This window comes from Hymenobacter metallicola (assembly GCF_004745645.1).
GTDB lineage: Bacteria > Bacteroidota > Bacteroidia > Cytophagales > Hymenobacteraceae > Hymenobacter > Hymenobacter metallicola.
The window spans coordinates 382,351-398,114 of record NZ_SRMB01000001.1 but is presented as its reverse complement, the minus strand read 5'-3'; the positions used below and the strand labels follow the sequence as shown (position 1 = coordinate 398,114).

Below are 15,764 nucleotides of genomic sequence, written 5' to 3'. Positions count from 1 at the left end.
CCACTTCCGACCGTAAACTTTCTTTCCCATGGCTGATTCTAAAACCATCCTGATAGCAGAGGATAGCTCTGTTATTTTAAACCTGACCAAGAAAATTCTGGAGCTCCAGAAATACCGAATCGTATCGGCTAAAAATGGCGGGGAAGTAATCAAACAGGTCGAGTCGCAACCCATCGACTGCGTGCTGATGGACATTAATATTCCGGTAAAGGACGGCATGGAGTGCACCCGGGAAATTCGCCGCAACGCCGACCCACGCATTGCCCAGATTCCGATTATTGCCATTACCGGCAACGCCAATAATTACTCGATGGAGCAATTCCGCGAAGCTGGCGTAACCGACTACCTACCCAAACCACTCGACTTTGATGCCCTCGTACGCGTGGTAAAACAATACATCGGATAAGCTTTTACGTAAGAAATAGCAGGTAAGAATCAGGAATGAAGGAGCGCACGAAAGCGGAATCCCTTCGTTCCTGATTCTTACTTGCTAGTTGCTAATTCAGACGAAGTGCAAGTCACGTTTCTTGGTACCGGTACGTCGCAGGGGGTGCCCATGATAGGCTGCCACTGTGCCGTGTGCAGCTCAGTGGATTACCGCGACAAGCGCTTGCGCGTGTCGGTGCATATCCAGACGCAGGGCAAGAGCCTGATTATCGACTCGGGGCCCGACTTTCGGCAGCAGGTGCTGCGGGCCCGCATCGACCACCTGGACGCGCTGGTATTCACCCACGAGCACAAAGACCACACGGCCGGCATGGACGACATCCGGGCCTACAACTTCAAGCAGCAGCAGGACATGCCCGTGTACGCCGAGCCCCGGGTGCTGGACCAGCTGCGGCGGGAATACGCCTACATCTTTGCCGAGCACAAGTACCCGGGCGTGCCCAAGGTGCAAACCATGCCGATTCTGAGCGACACGGAAAGCTTTCTGGTGGAGGGCGTGGAAGTGCACCCCATCCGGGCCCAGCACTACAAGCTGCCGGTGCTGGGTTTTCGGATTGGCAACTTCACCTACATTACCGATGCAAACTACCTGTCGCCGGAGTCGATGGAGCGGGTGCGGGGCTCGGAAATAATTGTGCTGAACGCCCTGCGCCACGAGCAGCACATTTCTCACTACTCCCTGCCCGAAGCCGTCGACATTCTCACCGATCTGGCCCCGCGCGTGGGCTACCTGACCCACATTGGCCACCAGCTCGGCAAGCACCGCGAGGTAGAAGCCACCCTGCCCGACTTCATCCGCCTGGCTTACGATGGACTACAGGTGACGCTGTAGCTGGCAACGCTACCGATTGGCCTTGTCGACGTGAAACCAGAGCACCCAGTCGGCTTTGGCGGGCCCTTTGCCCTTAGCGGGCACCCGCTCGAGGTCCCACTGGGTATAGGTGAGCAGGTACCGGCGGCCGTTGGCCCGTATGCTGGCCGTGTCCAACCAGGTTCCGCTCCAGGTTCGAGCCTGGTTCTTGGGCAAGGTCAACTGCTGCTGCTGGCCGTTGGCATCCGATATGGTTAGCACCGGCCACGCCGACGGACCCACTATGCACATCATCCCCTCGGGGCAAAAGGAGGTATGCAGCTCTTCCAGCCGCAGGGTGAGTTCGGCTCCGCTGGTGGCGGGCAGCGTAGCCTGTTGCCGATGGTGGAGTCCAAAGTCCTTGTTAAAGTCTACGGCGAAATCCTGGGGGGCCGCTTCTGGGTCGATGGCCGTTTTCTGGCAGGCGGATCCCACCAAAGTGAGCGTAAGAAATAGTAGAGTTGATTTCATGGTACGAATAGCAACAGGTAGCGGTGGTCAGGCGTTGGCAGCCTTTGGCTGTTGCATGATTCAGTACTGGCCCAAATAGTTGCACCCCTCCCCTACAAAGTTTTCGCCCACCTGCTATTCTTGGCCCCGCCTCCGGCGTCTTGCCCAGGTGCTGCCGGTTGCCTGAGCCCCTTTTTTCCCCTGAGTATCCATGCACAATAACTATTACTTCCTGCGCCAGCTGGCCCCGGCCCTTACCCAGCAGTTGGCTGGTTTTACCGTAGCCACGTGTTTTTCGCAGGAAAAGGATGAGTTGGTTGTCGGGCTGACCAATGGCACGGCGGAGTTCTGGGTCAAGGCCCAGCTGTCGGCGGGCTTCACGGCCCTGGCCCTGCCCGAAACCTTTCACCGGGCCCGCACCAATTCGGTGGACCTGCTGCCCGGCCTGCTGGGCAAAACAGTGGCCGAGGTGAGCGTATTTCCCCACGACCGGGTCTTGCGCCTGCGCTTCAGCGACGACGCGACCCTGCTGTTCAAGCTCTACGGACCGCGCCCAAATGCGGTGTTTCGCTCCTCCCCCGAGGCCGGGGCCGAGCTGTTTCACCAGCGCTACCTGGCCGACGCCGACCTGGCCCCGGCCCCCGAGCCAGCCCCCGACCCGCTAAACCCGCTCCGCAGCTTCCCGGCCCTGGGCGACGTGCCGCCCCGCTACCTGCGTGCCCACGGCTACGACGCGGCCAACCCAGCACAGCGCCAGCAGCTGGTGCAGCAAGTGGTGGCCCAGCTGGAAAACCCGGCCCACTTCTACCTGACGGCCATTGAGGGCAAAACCCGCCTGACCTTGCTGCCCATCGGTGAAGTAGAGCAGACCCTGCCCCCCGACCCCGTGGCAGCCCTGCGCCTGTTTGTGCCCCTGACGCTGGGGCGGCGGGCCTACGAAACCGAGCTGCGACAGGTGCGGCAGGAACTGGAGAAACGAGCCGAAGAAGCTACCGTCAGCGCCAGCCAGGCCCGCACCCGCCTCTACGCGCTGGAGCACACGGCCGGCTACCGCCAAACCGCCGACCTGATTATGGCCAACCTGACGCAGATTCCGGCCGGCGCCACGCAGGTGGAGGTCGTGGATTTTTACCAGAACGACCAGCGGCGCACCCTCAAGCTCAAGGCCACTGAAACACCCCAGCGCACGGCTCAGAATCTGTACCGCAAGGCCAAAAACCAGAAGATCGAAACCGAGCAGCTGCAGGAGCGCGTGGAGCGGCGCGAGACGGAGGCCTTGTGGTGCCTAGAGCGCCTGGAGGAGCTAGCCAGCATCACGGACCTACGCAGCCTGCGCACTTGGCGCAAAACCCACGACCTGCAACCCGAAACCAAAGCCAAGGAGGCGGCCGAGCTGCCTTTCAAGGTGTTTACCGACAGCGGCTACACCATTCTGGTGGGCCGCAATGCCCAGAACAACGACCTGCTCACCCAGCGCTACGCCCACAAAGACGACCTGTGGCTGCACGCCAAGGACGTAACCGGCTCCCACGTGGTTATCAAGCAAAAGCCGGGGCAGACCACCCCCGAGCCCGTGGTGGAGCGGGCCGCCCAGCTGGCCGCCTGGTATTCCCGCCGCAAAAACGACTCCCTCTGCCCGGTAACCGTGACGCCCAAGAAGTTTGTGCGCAAGCGCAAAGGTGCCGTAGCCGGACAGGTAGTAGTGGAACGGGAGCGGGTGGTGCTGGTAGTACCCGCCAACCCCTTCGAGCGGGTTCAGTAAGAACCGGCCACCGAGAAGCGTATCGAATGGCGGCTGCCATCTGCCCTGTTGCCGGAAATGCTTCATCCAGGGCCAAACAAAAAGCCCAACCTGCTTCCAGGTTAGGCTTTTTGTTTGGCTATTTCAGCCGGTGTGCGCGCGGGGAGATTCGAACTCCCACACCCGAAGGCACCACCCCCTCAAGATGGCGTGTCTACCAGTTTCACCACGTGCGCAGAGGGGTAAGAAAGCGGTATTCGCAGCAGCAACCGGGGCTGCTGACTTCGCTGAGGCGGCGAAGTGGGGACAAAAGTAGCCGGTTGGCCCAAGCGGTGCAAGCGGAAAGGTGTTTTTTCTGCAAAAAAGAACCGTCCCAGGTGAGCTGCGAAGTCTGACAAGCTAAGAATCAAGGATAAAGCCCGCCGGAAAAATTTAAGCAACCGTTCCCTGCTCATGGCATCAGGCCTAGCCAGTGTCCTCAACTCCTGCTTTGCTCGCCCTGTTTTCGGCTTGGTCAGTTGGAGTAGCCTACAAAAAAGCCCGCCACCGGTTAGGAAGCGGGCTTTTTTGCCAAGTCTGGCAGCGAGGCTTACTCAGCGCGGGCCAGCGGAGTGTCGACTACGTGTTCCGAGACGAACCACACCTGCATTTCGTTGGCGCGCAACACTTCGCTTACCAGCAGGTCGTTGGTGCCATCGTCGCCGCTTTCATCGGCTTGTTTGGCAAACTCGTGGCAGTTTTTGAGGATAATCTGGTGCGCCTCCAGCAGCCGCGACACCTGAATTGGGGCCTCTTCCCGGTCGCGGGGCGGGCGTGGAATGCTGGCCAGCTCGGCTACGTCGTGGGCCATGGCTACGGCCACGCCACCCAGAATCTGGATGCGCTCGGCAATGGTATCAACGAGCACGCTTTGCTCTTCGTAGTGCTTGTCGTAGAGCAGGTGAAGCTGGTAGAAAGTGGGACCTACTACCTGCCAGTGGTGTTTTTTGTAAAGGTCGCGCAGGGTGATGGTGTCGGCCAGCATCTGGTTGAGGTTGTTGACGCTTTCCTGCCGGGTCTTTTCGTCCAGGCCAATCGGCAGGCGCTGCGACACAGTGCCGTACTTCTGAAGGGCGGCCGGGGCGTTGAACTGCTGGTTGAGCACGGGCTGCACACTAGGCCCATCTTGGCCGTTATTGGGAGTAGCGCCCGTGGAGGCAGTGGGCGAAACTTTTTTAGGAGCCGCGGCCTTGGCGGCAGCGGGTTTCTTGGCGAGGGTTGTGTCTTTGGTAGCCATTAGGTAGAGAAGCAGAAAGTACTATGGCCAGGGCGGCCACTACCGGGCTTTACGAGTGTCAACGCGCTAGGTTCCGGGTTTTGTGGCCCCCACCGGCTGCCGCTGGGCCCAGACAGTCCCAATCGGGTTCTATCTTGGCAACCTCCGTCCCGCTTTCCGGTTAGAAGTTTCTATGGCCGTCCACGCGCATCTGCACCCACACCCCGAAGACCACCTGACCAGCTCGGCGATGCTGCAGGACATTGTTATTGGCCTCTCCGACGGGCTCACCGTGCCCTTTGCCCTGGCCGCGGGCCTGAGCGGGGCGGTGCAGTCGGCGGCGCTGGTGATTACGGCGGGCCTGGCCGAAATTGTGGCCGGCTCCATTGCCATGGGCCTGGGGGGCTACCTGGCCGGCCGCACCGAGGTAGAGCACTACGAGGCCGAGCTGGCCCGCGAGTACCGCGAGGTACGGGAAGTACCGGAGGTAGAGCGGGCCGAGGTGCGCGACCTGCTGGCCGAAATCGGCCTCTCAGAAGCCACCCGGGAACTGGCCGTGCAGGAGCTGACGGCCGACCCCGAGCAGTGGGTCAGGTTTATGATGAAGTATGAGTTGGGCCTGGAGAAGCCCGACCCGCGGCAGGCACCCAAGAGTGCGGCCACCATCAGCCTCTCCTACGCCGCGGGCGGCCTGATTCCGCTCAGTGCTTATTTTGTTACGGCCACGCCCACTGAGGGCCTGCTCTGGTCGGCCGTTATTACGCTGGTGTGCCTGCTCATCTTCGGCTACCTGAAGAGCCGCCTAACCGGGCAGCCGCCCGTGGCCGGAGCCCTGAAAATGGCGGGCACCGGCGCGTTGGCGGCGGGGGCAGCGTATTTTGTGGCCCGGCAAATCGGCGGCTAATGCCCACGGGCCGCCCCACAACCGTACCAGGGCTGTTACCTTTTCAGCACTTATCCCTTTACTCTAGCCCCCGACCATGGCCTTCCCTTTTTTCGGCGACGATAAATCCGTCGTAACCCGCTTGCTCAATACCCTGCCCCAGGAGGGCCGCGTGGAGTGGATCGGCATCCGGCCCGTGCGGCGCGAACCGTTGGTGAGCTTATCCGAAGTAGAGGTGCTCACCGATGCCCGCCTGCAGGGCGACCATGCCCGCGTGAAGCCGGGGGGCAAGCGGCAGATAACTCTGGTGCAGCACGAGCATCTGGCCTCGGTAGCCGGATTTCTGGGCCAGTCCTCCCCCATCGACCCGGGCCGCCTGCGCCGCAACCTGGTCATCAGCGGCCTGAATCTGCTGGCGCTGAAAAACCGGCGCGTCCGACTCGGCGACGAAGTGATTCTGGAAATAACCGGGGAGTGCCACCCCTGCTCCCGTATGGAGGAGGAACTGGGCCCGGGCGGCTACAACGCCATGCGCGGCCACGGGGGCCTGACGGCCCGCATCGTGCAGGGCGGCCGGCTCCGGGTGGGCGACGCGGTACAGGTGCTGCCAGCCGAGCCAACTCCGTAGCTTTCGGACTGCTTGCCCGGACCCATTACGCGCCGGTGGCCTGGGGAAAGTCGTTGCGGGACCATTCGCTCCAGGAGCCCACATACAGGCGGGGCGTGCCGAGGCCGGCCTGGGTAAAGGCCAGCAGAGTGTGGCAGGCCGTCACGCCCGAGCCGCAGTGCACTATAACTTCCTGAGCGTCCCGCCCGGCCAGCACCGCCGCATATTTCTGCTGAAGCTGTTGGGGGCTCAAGTAGTGCCCGTCCGGGGTCAGATTGCCGGTAAATGGCACATTAACAGCCCCGGGAATGTGGCCGGCCACTAGGTCAATGGGCTCGGTTTCGCCCCGGTACCGGGGTGCTTCGCGCACATCAAGGATGAGGTGGCTACCGGTTTGGGAGGCGTGCTGCACCTCGGCGGCAGTGGCCAGGGGCAGCTGCCAGTTCAGGGCCGGGTAGGGCGCCACGGGCACGGGCTGCTCCGGGGCGTCGGTTAGCGCGAAGCCCGCGGCCACGGCGGCGGCCAGGCCCCCATCCAGCACCTGCACGCTGGTGTGCCCGGCGCTGCGCAGCATCCACCAGAACCGGGCCGCCGCGTTGGCGCCGCTTTTATCATCATACACGACTACCGTGCTAGCCGGCCCGATTCCCAGCTGGCCCAGAAGCCGGACAAAGTCGGGTAGGGGTGGCAAAGGGTGGCGGCCGCCCTGGGCCGCATCGGCCACCACCCGGGCCAGGTCCTGCTCCAGGTCCACGAAGAGAGCCCCGGGCAGGTGGCCCGCCTGGTAGCGTAGGCGGGCCTCGGGACCAGACCGGGCGTCGATGAGCACGAAGCTTTCGGTTTGTTGGCGCTGCAGCAGCTCGGCGGCATCGAGGAGGTGCTGATTGGGGGAGGGAGTTGGCTGCATATGCGGGGTGCTAAAACATGGGCACGCGCCCGTCGTCAGGACCGGCGCGTGCCCAAGATAAGCCGCTTCGGCCCAGTACCCCGCCCCGGCCCCAACTGCCCGGCTCGGCTTAGTCCTGCTGGGAAGGCAAGGACTCGGGCACGGGCGTGGAATTGCGGTGGGCCAGCTTGTAAATAAGGGTAACTACCACGTTGTTCTTGGTGGAGGTGGTCAGGGGCACTATTTGCCCCTGCTGCAGCCTCGGCTGCGTATAATTGGCTTGCCGCACCCAGCCCAGCTGCGCGCTCAAGTGCTTGTCGAACTGGTAGCCTACGCCAGCGTACACCCGGTTACGCTCAAACACCGGCCCCCTGGGGTTGAGAAATATTTCGTCGTAGACCGACAGAAACAGGGTCTTGTCGGTGATGGTGTGGTGAAACAGGGGCAAGAAGGCGTTGAGACGGTAGCGCAGGCGCTGCCGAAACGCCGTGCTGTCGTTGCCGCCGTCCGTCGGGAAGGTCTGCCAGCGCTGCTCCACGCGGTAGCGGTGCTCAAGCTTGAGGCGGTCCATAAACTGGCTCAGCACCAGCTGCTGCCACAGGCGCTTTTCCACGTTCACCGGGCCGGGCTCATCGTAGGTGTGGTAGCGCCCCGCGCCCAGCAGTACCGTGAAGTTTTTATCCAGATTGTAGCTGACGCCCCCCTTCAGCTCATTGTAGAAGTACTGGTTGAACAGCCGGTTGGAGCGGGCTTGCACCTCGGCGTACCCGCCCCACTTCTTCTCCACGCTGCCCGGCAGCACCACCGTACCAATACCCCAGCTGCCCCAGGGGCCCGGCGTTTGGGCGTGGGCGGCCTGATAGCTAACTAAGGCAGGAAGGACTGCGGCAAGGCACAACGCTTTGTTCATGGAGCAGGATGGTGATTGGGGCGGCGAAGGTAAGCCGGAAGCCGGGAAACCCGCGCCGGCCCGTTTAGCCGCCGGTACCGGCCGGCCCCCCAATACGGCGGCGCCAAGGGAAAGGTGGCGCTGCTGTAACAAGCGGCATTCGTTGAATTCGGCGGCGGCCGGTGCTGGCTACTACCGGGCGCGGGGCCAACCGAGCCGCTTCTGCTATAGCTAAAACGAAACCTCGGCCCCCCGCGGCGGTTATAGACTCTCGATAAGGGTAGCTAGCCCGCCTTTTCGTTTAAAAACACGGCATCTTCTTTCCGCAACGTGCTGACCGGCAAGCGGGTAACGTGCGGCCGTATGCCTACTAGCCTTTGGAAACACCCCTTCCCTGCCCCGCTCCCGGTACGCGGGCCCTGCCGGGCCGTATAGATTCGTTATGAAAAGACCCCACGTAATTTGCCACATGATGTCGTCGGTGGACGGCAAAATTCTGTCCAGCAACTGGCAGGACGAAGAAATCTACAATACGTTTGCCGGCTACTTCGAGAAGTACCACGAAACCTTTACCAGCCAGGCCTGGATGTGCGGGCGCATCACGATGGAGCGCGACTTCTCGGGCGGTGTGCAGCCCGAGCCCCAGGCCCCGCCCCAGCCTATTGCCCGGGAGCCCTTTATCGGCAACCCAGCCGCTACTTCCTTCGCCATTGCCGTGGATGCCCACGGTAAGCTGGGCTGGGACACCAACGAAACCGGCGGCGACCATATCATCGAGGTGCTGACCGAGCAGGTGAGCGACGAGTACTTGTACTACCTCCAGCAAAAGCAGATTTCCTACCTGTTTGCCGGGGCCCGGGAAATTGACTTTGCCGCGGTACTGGAGCAGCTGGCCACGCTGTTTCCCATCCAGACCCTGATGCTGGAAGGCGGCGGCCACCTGAACGGCTCGTTGCTGAACGCCGGCCTGATCGACGAGCTGAGCCTGCTGCTGCTGCCCCTGGCCGACGGCACGCCTGCGTCGCCGACGACTTTTGAAGTCAGTGACTACCTGACCAAAGGCCCGGCCACCCGCCTGAAGCTGACTCAGGTGAAGCAGCTCGATAACGACGTGGTCTGGCTCAAGTACCGCTTCGACCGCTAAAGGAAATTCTTTCCTGCAAGGGTAAAGCCCAAGCAAAACAGGTCGACGAGCTCAGCATGAGCGTTTAGTAAGCTTCCTGAAGAATCCTTTTTAACCACTTCCCCGCCGGCGGGGCCCCTATTTTTGTCGCTCCCAATCCCCATTCTACTTAACCAACCCTCTCATGATCCAAACCAAAGCCTACGCGGCCCAAAGCCCCGAAACCGACCTCGCCCCCTGGACTTTTGAGCGCCGCGACGTGGGCGCCCACGACGTGCAGATTGAAATCCTGTTCTGCGGCGTGTGCCACTCCGATTTGCACCAGATCCGCAACGAATGGTTTCCCGGCATCTTCCCCATGGTGCCCGGCCACGAAATCGTGGGCCGCATCACCCAAGTCGGCGACCATGTAAAGAAATTCGCGGCCGGCGACCTGGCCGGCGTCGGCTGCATGGTCGACTCTTGCCAGGTGTGCTACAACTGCAAAGACGGGCTGGAGCAGTACTGCGTAGAAGGCAACACTCAGACCTACAATAACCTCGGCCGCGACGGGGTACCCACGTACGGCGGCTACTCCAACACGATTGTGGTGCGCGAGGAGTTCGTAGTCAGCGTGTCCGACAAGCTCGACCTGGCCGCCGTGGCCCCGCTGCTCTGCGCCGGCATCACGACCTACTCGCCCCTGAAATACTGGGGCGTGGGCAAGGGCCACAAGCTGGCCGTCGTGGGCCTGGGCGGCCTGGGCCACATGGGCGTCAAGTTCGGTGTGGCCTTCGGGGCCGAGGTAACCGTGCTCAGCACCTCGCCCGCCAAGGAAGCCGACGCCAAAGCCCTGGGCGCCCACCACTTCGTCGTGACCTCCGACGAGGAGCAGCTCAAGGCCGTGCAGGGCTCCTTCGACTACATTCTCGACACCGTGGCGGCCGACCACAATATTCCGCTGTATCTGTCCTTGCTCAAAACCAACGGTACCCATATTCTGGTGGGCGCCCCGCCCAAGCCCCTGGAAATTCCGGCCTTCGCCCTGATTCCGGGCCGTAAAAGCGTGTCGGGTTCTACCATTGGCGGCATCGCCGAAACCCAGGAAATGCTGGACTTCTGCGCCGAGCACAACATCGTGTCCGACATTGAGCTTATCAACATCCAGGACATCAACCAGGCCTACGAGCGGATGGTGAAAGGCGACGTGCGCTACCGCTTCGTGATTGACATAGCCAGCCTCTAAACCCATAGCGGCCAAACCCAGCCGGCTCCGGCCCCACTGCTTTTCAGCACGGGCGGGAGCCGGCTTTTTTGTCTCCGACGCCGGCTGCGCCGGCGCCAACCATTCGGGCCGGGCGCGGTTAGGCGATGGGGCGGCCTTCGTATTTTGCCCACACGCTAGCCTTCCAGAATATGTACTCCTTTCCCAGTAAGCCCCCGATTCCGATATACCCTTCCGAGCGAAACGAAGCCGCCCAAACCAAACCCTTCACCATCACCCAATCGGAAGGCGCCCTGGTGTACGAGGAAGATTTGCTGATTCCGCACCGCAAGGCCTACTACCTGCTGGTGTTTGTGAAGCAAAACCAGGGCCGGCACTGGGTGGACATGAAATCCTACGAGCGCAAAAACCGCACGCTCTATTTCACGGCCCCGCACCAGATTCTGGTGAAGGAAGCCCCGACGCCGTTTTGGGGCACCTACCTCACGTTTACCAACGAGTTTCTGACCCTGCAGCAGCATGCGGCCCTGCGGGAGCTGCCCCTGATTCAGAACCCACACAACGGCCACGAATTGTTGCTGTCCGACGCGGACTGGTCCTTTGTGGAAGAAATGCTGGCCAAGCTTACGGCCGAGTACCAGCGCCCCGGCGAGTGGCAGCACCGCATGCTGACGGCCTACCTCACGCTGCTGCTCACCTACCTGAGCCGGCTCTATACCGAGCAGTTTACCGGGGGTCAGCCCTCGGCCGACCAGCTGCTGCTCAAAACCTACCTGGCCCGGATTGAGGAAAGCTTCCGCGAGCTGCACGAAGTAAGTGCCTACGCGGCCCTGCTCCACATTTCGGCCGGTCACTTGAGCGAGGTCGTCAAAGCCCAGAGCGGGCGGCCGGCCAGCAAGCACATTCACGAGCGCCTGGTGCTGGAGGCGCGCCGCCTGCTGTTCTACACATCCCTCTCGCTCAAGGAAATTGCCTTTGACCTCGGGTTTGCGGAGGCCTCCTACTTCAACCGCTTCTTCAAGCGCGAAACCGGCGCTACCCCGGCTGAGTACCGCGCCGCCATCCGTGAAATGTACCAGTAATACCGCAGAATAGGTGCCAGCCGCGCTAGGGGGTCCGGTAGTTTTGTGGTGTTCAAGCAAGTAAGCAATTGACCAACACCCAACCATGAAAACCGCACTCATTACCGGCGCCAACAAAAGCATTGGCTTTGAAACCGCCCGCCAGCTTCTCCAACAAGGCTACACCGTGTACCTGGGCAGCCGCGACCTGCTCAAAGGCCAGCAGGCCGCCGACCAGCTCCGGGCCGAAGGCTTCGCGCAGGTCGAGCCCCTGCAGCTCAACGTGACCGACAGCGCCTCCATTGCCGCCGCCCGCGCCGCCCTGGGGCAGAAAACGCCGGTGCTGGACGTGCTCATCAACAACGCCGGCATCCTGGGCGGCATGACGCAGCCGCCCCTGAGCACCTCTACCAGCGTGATTAAGGAAGTGTTCGAGACGAACGTGTTCGGCGTCATCGAGGTGACGCAGGCCTTCATCGACCTGCTGCGCCAGTCGCCCGCCCCGCGCATCGTCAACGTTACCTCGGGCCTGGGCTCCCTGACGCTGCACAACGACCCGTCCTGGAAATACTACGCCGTGAAAGGCGCCGCCTACCAGCCCTCGAAAGCGGCCCTGAACGCCTACACCATCATGCTGGCCTACGAGCTGCGCGACACGCCCTTCAAGGTCAACGCCGTGGACCCGGGCTACACTGCCACCGACTTCAACCACCACAGCGGCCCCGGTAGCGTGCAGGATGCCGCCGCCCGCCTGGTCAAAGCCGCCACGCTGGGGCCCGACGGTCCGACCAGCCAGTTTTTCAGCGACGACAACGCCCCGGAAACCGGTATCAGCCCCTGGTAAAACGTGGGGGCAGCCGCTTAGTCGTCCGTCCGAGCCCCGCGAGGCATCTCGCGGGCGGGTGCTGCCTACGTATCTGTCCTGCTTGCCCTGGCCTCCGCCAGAGCAAGCAGGACGTTCTTTTTTTCAACCAAGCCCCGTAGCGGCGCCCCGCAAGATTCCCTGGGTGCTGCCGCATGGGCAGAATACCCCGAACAACGCGCAGAACGCGTGTTCCTACACTTCCCTACCCCAACACGCCGTATTAGCCGGCTGCGCTGCCTAACTTGCAGGCTGTGTTGCTACGTCCCGTTTTCTTCCTGCTCCTGGTGGTCTGGGGCTCTGCCCAGCCCCTGGCCTGTGCCCAGAACTCCCAACCGGCCGCCCCCGCCGACAGCCTCCGCCCGGGCTCGGCCCCGCTGCCCTGGCTCGACTCGCTGCTGACGGCCGCCCCGGCCCTGCGCCAGCACCAGGTGGGCCTGAGTATTACCGACGCCTCGACGGGCGAGGAAGTGTATGGCCTGAATGAAACCCGCTACTTCACGCCGGCCAGCGTAATGAAGCTCTTTAGCTTTTACACCGGTCTGCGCCTGCTCGGCGACTCCCTGCCCAGCCTGCGCTACTTCAGCCGCCACGATACCCTGTTTTTCCAGGGCACCGGCGACCCCACCTTCCTGCACGGCGACGTGCCCTCGCGCCGGGCCTACACCTTTCTGGCCCGCCGGCCCGAGCGCCTGCTGGCGTACTGCGACATTGCTACCCCGCCGCCCTACGGCCCCAGCTGGGCCTGGGACGATTTCAACTACTACTTCCAGCCCGAGCGCACGGCCTTTCCGCTTTATGGCAACACGGTGCGCTTCTACGCCAGCACGCCCGTGCCGGCCCGGGGCAAGCTGCCCGCCCGGCCCCAGCGGGTGCGGGTGCTGCCCCGCCCCTTCGCCCCGCTCACCAGCCTGGCTACCGCCGACGACCTGCTGAGCCACAACCCCGACCAGCACGTAAGCCGGGGGCAGCTCGACAACCGCTTCACCTACTTCCCCGCCCCGAAGCGGTGGGTCGATGAGGTGCCCTACCGTACCAGCCGCACCCTGCTGCTGCGCCTGCTCGGCGACACCCTGCGCCGGGCCGTGGTGCACACGGCCTGGCAGCCCCGCCCCCAGGATTCCATCCGGACCCTGCCGGGCCTGCCCGCCGACTCGCTCTACCGCCGCATGCTGCGGGTGAGCGACAATTTCCTGGCCGAGCAGCTGCTGCTCATGTGCGCCACCAAGCTGGGGCCGCCCCGCGACTCGCTCAGCGCCTGGCGCGTCATTCGCCACGCCCGCCGCACCTACTTCAACACCCTGCCCGATAAGCTACCCTGGGTCGACGGCTCGGGCCTGTCCCGGCTCAACCTGGTGACGCCCCGCTCCCTGAATGCCCTGCTGGTCCTGCTCCACCAGCAAGTGCCCGAGCCCCGGCTGCTGAATCTGCTGGCCGGCGGGGGCGGACAGGGCACCCTGCACCGGCGCTACAAGGATGCCCAGGGCACCTGGTTCTGGGGCAAGACCGGCACCCTGACCCACACCTGCAACCTGGCCGGCTACGTGCGCACCCGCAGCGGCCGCCTGCTGGCCGTGAGCTTCCTCAACAACAGCATCGCCGGCGACGACCAGCCCGTGCGCAACGAGATGCAGCGCATCCTGGGGCAGGTGCGGCAGCGGCTGTAGGACCAGGAGTCTGGCCGTGGCTGGTGGCTCGGGTACTTTTGCCACCCCGCTGGCCCCCGAGGTCCCGGGCAATTTCCCAATCCGTCCGGGGCTGCAAAAGGGGCGTGCCGCCGGGGGCGTCAGAGCAGCTCTCTACCCCGGCCCGGCGCCACCCGCGTCTAAGCGCTGCTGGTGCTGCATGCCCCATACTCTCAAGACCTCAATCACCGGGTCGAGCGTGCGGGCATAGGGCAAGACGTGGTACTCCACGAGTACGGGTGGGCCCGGGTGTACCGTCCGGGCAATGAGCTGATGGGCTTCCAGATCCTTCAGCTCCTTGGCCAGCACCTTGGTGGAAATACCCGGAACGCTGCGCTCCAAGGCGCGAAAATGCCGGGTACCCGAGCGAAGCGCCACAATTATCTGGAGCTTCCACTTTCCGTTGACTACCAGTAGGGCGTGGCGCAGGCCCTGAATCGTCAGGGCGCATTGGGAGTGGTCGTGGTTGGTCATGAGAGCAGCGGGTACTGTAAGAGGGCAGGGTAGAAACCCTGATTACCAGCAGGTAATCAGGCTACCGCCACGTAATCTGAAGTGGGGGCAAGGTACGAACAAATGGCTAGCTGATTACTTGAGGTAACCAGAGTACCAGGCCACCAGCTGGGCTACTCCGTGGGCGGGCAGCCCTCCCGGGCTGGTAGGTCCGCGGGGGCCAACCCGTAGTTCATCACCTTTCTTACCCCCTCTTGTATGCAGATTCTGCAAATCATTTCCAGCGCCCAGGGCGCCGCCTCCTTCAGCACCCGCCTCAGCCAGGGCATCATCGACAAGCTCCTGGCCGCCGAGCCCGGCAGCCGCGTCGTGGTGCGCGACGTGGCCAGCCAGCCATTTCCCCACCTCGAAGAAGCCCACTTGCAGGCTTATCTTACGCCCACCGAAGGCCGCTCGCCCGAGCAGCAACAAGCTGTGCAGCACTCCGATGAAGCCATTGCCCAGGTAATGGCCGCCGACGTACTCGTCATCGGGGTGCCGTTCTACAATTTCAGCATTCCCTCCTCGCTCAAATCGTGGCTCGACCACCTCACCCGGGCGGGCATTACCTTCCGCTATACCCCCACGGGTCCCGAGGGGCTGATTACGGGCAAGAAGGTGTACCTGGCCGTGGCCAGCGGCGGAATCTACTCCGAAGGCCCCATGCAGGCCTACGATTTTGCCACGCCCTACCTGCGCCTCGTGCTTCAATTCCTGGGTCTCACCGACGTCACCGTGGCCCGGGCCGAAGGCGTCAAGCTGCCCGATTTCCAGGCTACCGCCTTGCAAAAAGGCATCGACAGCGTGCTGGTATAACGGCCTCCTTCTTACAGACACAACGGCCGCCCCCACTTCTGCGGTAGCGGCCCCGCCCCCGGCTGGCGCTGCATGGCCAGCGGCAGGCTACTAGCCTAAACGAGGTGGCATCTTACTTCTTCAGTCGGCCACCTCCAGGCCAACCAAAGCGGCTACCCTGTGCGGGGTAGCCGCTTTGGTTGGGTGCGTATGCAGGCAGCCCGGCGAGGCGGCTTGGCCGGTGGCGCTGGGAGTAGCCCGGGGTAATAGCGCGGCCAGAGCTGCGGCCCGGCCGGCGAATACTTGACTGTCACCAGCTGCGATACGCCGCTGCTACCACCGGCAACGTAGCTATGGCCGGTAGTATCTACCGGTATTGCCTGGGTTAGGTCCCTGGTTTGAGCAACATCAGAGTCATCGTAGCGGACGGCCCATTACCCGGTAACCTGCTGGGCCCGCAGCGTACTGCCCCACGAAGCAGGCCGCACGCTTTTGGTTAGCAGAGGCAAAGGAATCGGTATCTTTCGCCGACAC

16 protein-coding genes and 1 tRNA gene are annotated in these 15,764 nt (G+C 63.0%); 11 read left to right on the top strand and 6 right to left on the bottom strand.

Annotation, left to right across the window (positions count from 1 at the left end):
• Window positions 1–28: 28 nt before the first annotated feature.
• Together E5K02_RS01660 and E5K02_RS01655 are read left to right on the top strand one after the other, a co-directional pair.
• Entirely contained in the window at window positions 29–406 is a 378-nt protein-coding gene (locus E5K02_RS01660) for a response regulator (protein ID WP_135391568.1), read from the top strand.
• Between the two features lie 105 nt (window positions 407–511).
• A complete protein-coding gene (locus E5K02_RS01655; RefSeq protein WP_167856244.1) occupies window positions 512–1,279 on the top strand; it encodes an MBL fold metallo-hydrolase in 768 nt (255 codons plus the stop codon).
• 9 nt (window positions 1,280–1,288) lie between these two features.
• On the opposite strand, the gene E5K02_RS01650 is transcribed toward E5K02_RS01655, so the two are convergent.
• Window positions 1,289–1,768 (bottom strand): hypothetical protein, encoded by a 480-nt coding sequence (locus tag E5K02_RS01650; RefSeq protein WP_135391567.1) that lies wholly within the window; start codon window positions 1,766–1,768, stop codon window positions 1,289–1,291.
• A gap of 190 nt (window positions 1,769–1,958) precedes the next feature.
• Between E5K02_RS01650 and E5K02_RS01645 the strand changes: the two genes are divergently transcribed.
• The gene (locus tag E5K02_RS01645) at window positions 1,959–3,509 is read left to right on the top strand and encodes an NFACT RNA binding domain-containing protein (protein ID WP_135391566.1); all 1,551 of its coding nucleotides are present in this window, start codon (window positions 1,959–1,961) and stop codon (window positions 3,507–3,509) included.
• Between the two features lie 133 nt (window positions 3,510–3,642).
• Here E5K02_RS01645 and E5K02_RS01640 read toward each other — a convergent pair.
• Together E5K02_RS01640 and E5K02_RS01635 are read right to left on the bottom strand one after the other, a co-directional pair.
• Window positions 3,643–3,724 (bottom strand) — tRNA-Leu (locus E5K02_RS01640).
• A 353-nt stretch (window positions 3,725–4,077) separates the two neighbouring features.
• Complete coding sequence (locus E5K02_RS01635; RefSeq protein ID WP_135391565.1) at window positions 4,078–4,764, bottom strand: Dps family protein; 687 nt, start codon at window positions 4,762–4,764, stop codon at window positions 4,078–4,080.
• A 172-nt stretch (window positions 4,765–4,936) separates the two neighbouring features.
• On the opposite strand from E5K02_RS01635, the gene E5K02_RS01630 reads away from it, so the two are divergent.
• Complete coding sequence (locus E5K02_RS01630; protein WP_206025916.1) at window positions 4,937–5,647, top strand: VIT1/CCC1 transporter family protein; 711 nt, start codon at window positions 4,937–4,939, stop codon at window positions 5,645–5,647.
• A gap of 76 nt (window positions 5,648–5,723) precedes the next feature.
• Window positions 5,724–6,254, top strand: coding sequence for an MOSC domain-containing protein (locus E5K02_RS01625; RefSeq protein WP_135391564.1), 531 nt, complete (start codon window positions 5,724–5,726; stop codon window positions 6,252–6,254).
• Window positions 6,255–6,279: 25 nt separating this feature from the next.
• Here E5K02_RS01625 and E5K02_RS01620 read toward each other — a convergent pair whose 3' ends face one another.
• Window positions 6,280–7,140: a sulfurtransferase gene (locus E5K02_RS01620; RefSeq protein WP_135391563.1), complete on the bottom strand. Its 861-nt coding sequence runs from the start codon at window positions 7,138–7,140 to the stop codon at window positions 6,280–6,282.
• Window positions 7,141–7,249: 109 nt separating this feature from the next.
• Window positions 7,250–8,029 carry a DUF2490 domain-containing protein gene (locus tag E5K02_RS01615; RefSeq protein WP_135391562.1) on the bottom strand — a complete coding sequence of 260 codons (780 nt, stop codon included), beginning with the start codon at window positions 8,027–8,029 and terminating at the stop codon, window positions 7,250–7,252.
• A 421-nt stretch (window positions 8,030–8,450) separates the two neighbouring features.
• On the opposite strand from E5K02_RS01615, the gene E5K02_RS01610 reads away from it, so the two are divergent.
• The 5 genes from E5K02_RS01610 (at window position 8,451) to E5K02_RS01590 (ending at window position 13,925) form a co-directional block, all read left to right on the top strand.
• Window positions 8,451–9,152 (top strand): dihydrofolate reductase family protein, encoded by a 702-nt coding sequence (locus E5K02_RS01610; RefSeq protein WP_135391561.1) that lies wholly within the window; start codon window positions 8,451–8,453, stop codon window positions 9,150–9,152.
• Window positions 9,153–9,315: 163 nt separating this feature from the next.
• Entirely contained in the window at window positions 9,316–10,356 is a 1,041-nt protein-coding gene (locus tag E5K02_RS01605) for an NAD(P)-dependent alcohol dehydrogenase (protein ID WP_135391560.1), read from the top strand.
• Window positions 10,357–10,526: 170 nt separating this feature from the next.
• On the top strand, window positions 10,527–11,417 hold the full coding sequence (locus tag E5K02_RS01600) for an AraC family transcriptional regulator (protein ID WP_135391559.1): 891 nt from the start codon (window positions 10,527–10,529) through the stop codon (window positions 11,415–11,417).
• Between the two features lie 85 nt (window positions 11,418–11,502).
• The gene (locus E5K02_RS01595; protein WP_135391558.1) at window positions 11,503–12,240 is read left to right on the top strand and encodes an SDR family oxidoreductase; all 738 of its coding nucleotides are present in this window, start codon (window positions 11,503–11,505) and stop codon (window positions 12,238–12,240) included.
• Window positions 12,241–12,512: 272 nt separating this feature from the next.
• Window positions 12,513–13,925 (top strand): D-alanyl-D-alanine carboxypeptidase, encoded by a 1,413-nt coding sequence (locus E5K02_RS01590; protein WP_167856243.1) that lies wholly within the window; start codon window positions 12,513–12,515, stop codon window positions 13,923–13,925.
• Between the two features lie 132 nt (window positions 13,926–14,057).
• Here the strand turns inward: E5K02_RS01590 and E5K02_RS01585 are convergent, their stop codons facing one another.
• Window positions 14,058–14,417, bottom strand: coding sequence for a winged helix-turn-helix transcriptional regulator (locus E5K02_RS01585; RefSeq protein WP_135391556.1), 360 nt, complete (start codon window positions 14,415–14,417; stop codon window positions 14,058–14,060).
• A 237-nt stretch (window positions 14,418–14,654) separates the two neighbouring features.
• Between E5K02_RS01585 and E5K02_RS01580 the strand changes: the two genes are divergently transcribed.
• A complete protein-coding gene (locus tag E5K02_RS01580; RefSeq protein WP_135391555.1) occupies window positions 14,655–15,251 on the top strand; it encodes an FMN-dependent NADH-azoreductase in 597 nt (198 codons plus the stop codon).
• Window positions 15,252–15,764 lie beyond the last annotated feature (513 nt).

Bases quoted from the DNA above. Each gene is read 5' to 3' on its own strand.
- E5K02_RS01600 (WP_135391559.1), top strand. From the start codon at position 10,527: ATGTACTCCTTTCCCAGTAAGCCCCCGATTCCGATATACCCTTCCGAG.
- E5K02_RS01580 (WP_135391555.1), top strand. From the start codon at position 14,655: ATGCAGATTCTGCAAATCATTTCCAGCGCCCAGGGCGCCGCCTCCTTC.
- E5K02_RS01620 (WP_135391563.1), bottom strand. From the start codon at position 7,140: ATGCAGCCAACTCCCTCCCCCAATCAGCACCTCCTCGATGCCGCCGAG.
- E5K02_RS01660 (WP_135391568.1), top strand. From the start codon at position 29: ATGGCTGATTCTAAAACCATCCTGATAGCAGAGGATAGCTCTGTTATT.
- E5K02_RS01595 (WP_135391558.1), top strand. From the start codon at position 11,503: ATGAAAACCGCACTCATTACCGGCGCCAACAAAAGCATTGGCTTTGAA.
- E5K02_RS01650 (WP_135391567.1), bottom strand. From the start codon at position 1,768: ATGAAATCAACTCTACTATTTCTTACGCTCACTTTGGTGGGATCCGCC.
- E5K02_RS01635 (WP_135391565.1), bottom strand. From the start codon at position 4,764: ATGGCTACCAAAGACACAACCCTCGCCAAGAAACCCGCTGCCGCCAAG.
- E5K02_RS01645 (WP_135391566.1), top strand. From the start codon at position 1,959: ATGCACAATAACTATTACTTCCTGCGCCAGCTGGCCCCGGCCCTTACC.
- E5K02_RS01585 (WP_135391556.1), bottom strand. From the start codon at position 14,417: ATGACCAACCACGACCACTCCCAATGCGCCCTGACGATTCAGGGCCTG.
- E5K02_RS01610 (WP_135391561.1), top strand. From the start codon at position 8,451: ATGAAAAGACCCCACGTAATTTGCCACATGATGTCGTCGGTGGACGGC.
- E5K02_RS01630 (WP_206025916.1), top strand. From the start codon at position 4,937: ATGGCCGTCCACGCGCATCTGCACCCACACCCCGAAGACCACCTGACC.
- E5K02_RS01605 (WP_135391560.1), top strand. From the start codon at position 9,316: ATGATCCAAACCAAAGCCTACGCGGCCCAAAGCCCCGAAACCGACCTC.
- E5K02_RS01615 (WP_135391562.1), bottom strand. From the start codon at position 8,029: ATGAACAAAGCGTTGTGCCTTGCCGCAGTCCTTCCTGCCTTAGTTAGC.
- E5K02_RS01625 (WP_135391564.1), top strand. From the start codon at position 5,724: ATGGCCTTCCCTTTTTTCGGCGACGATAAATCCGTCGTAACCCGCTTG.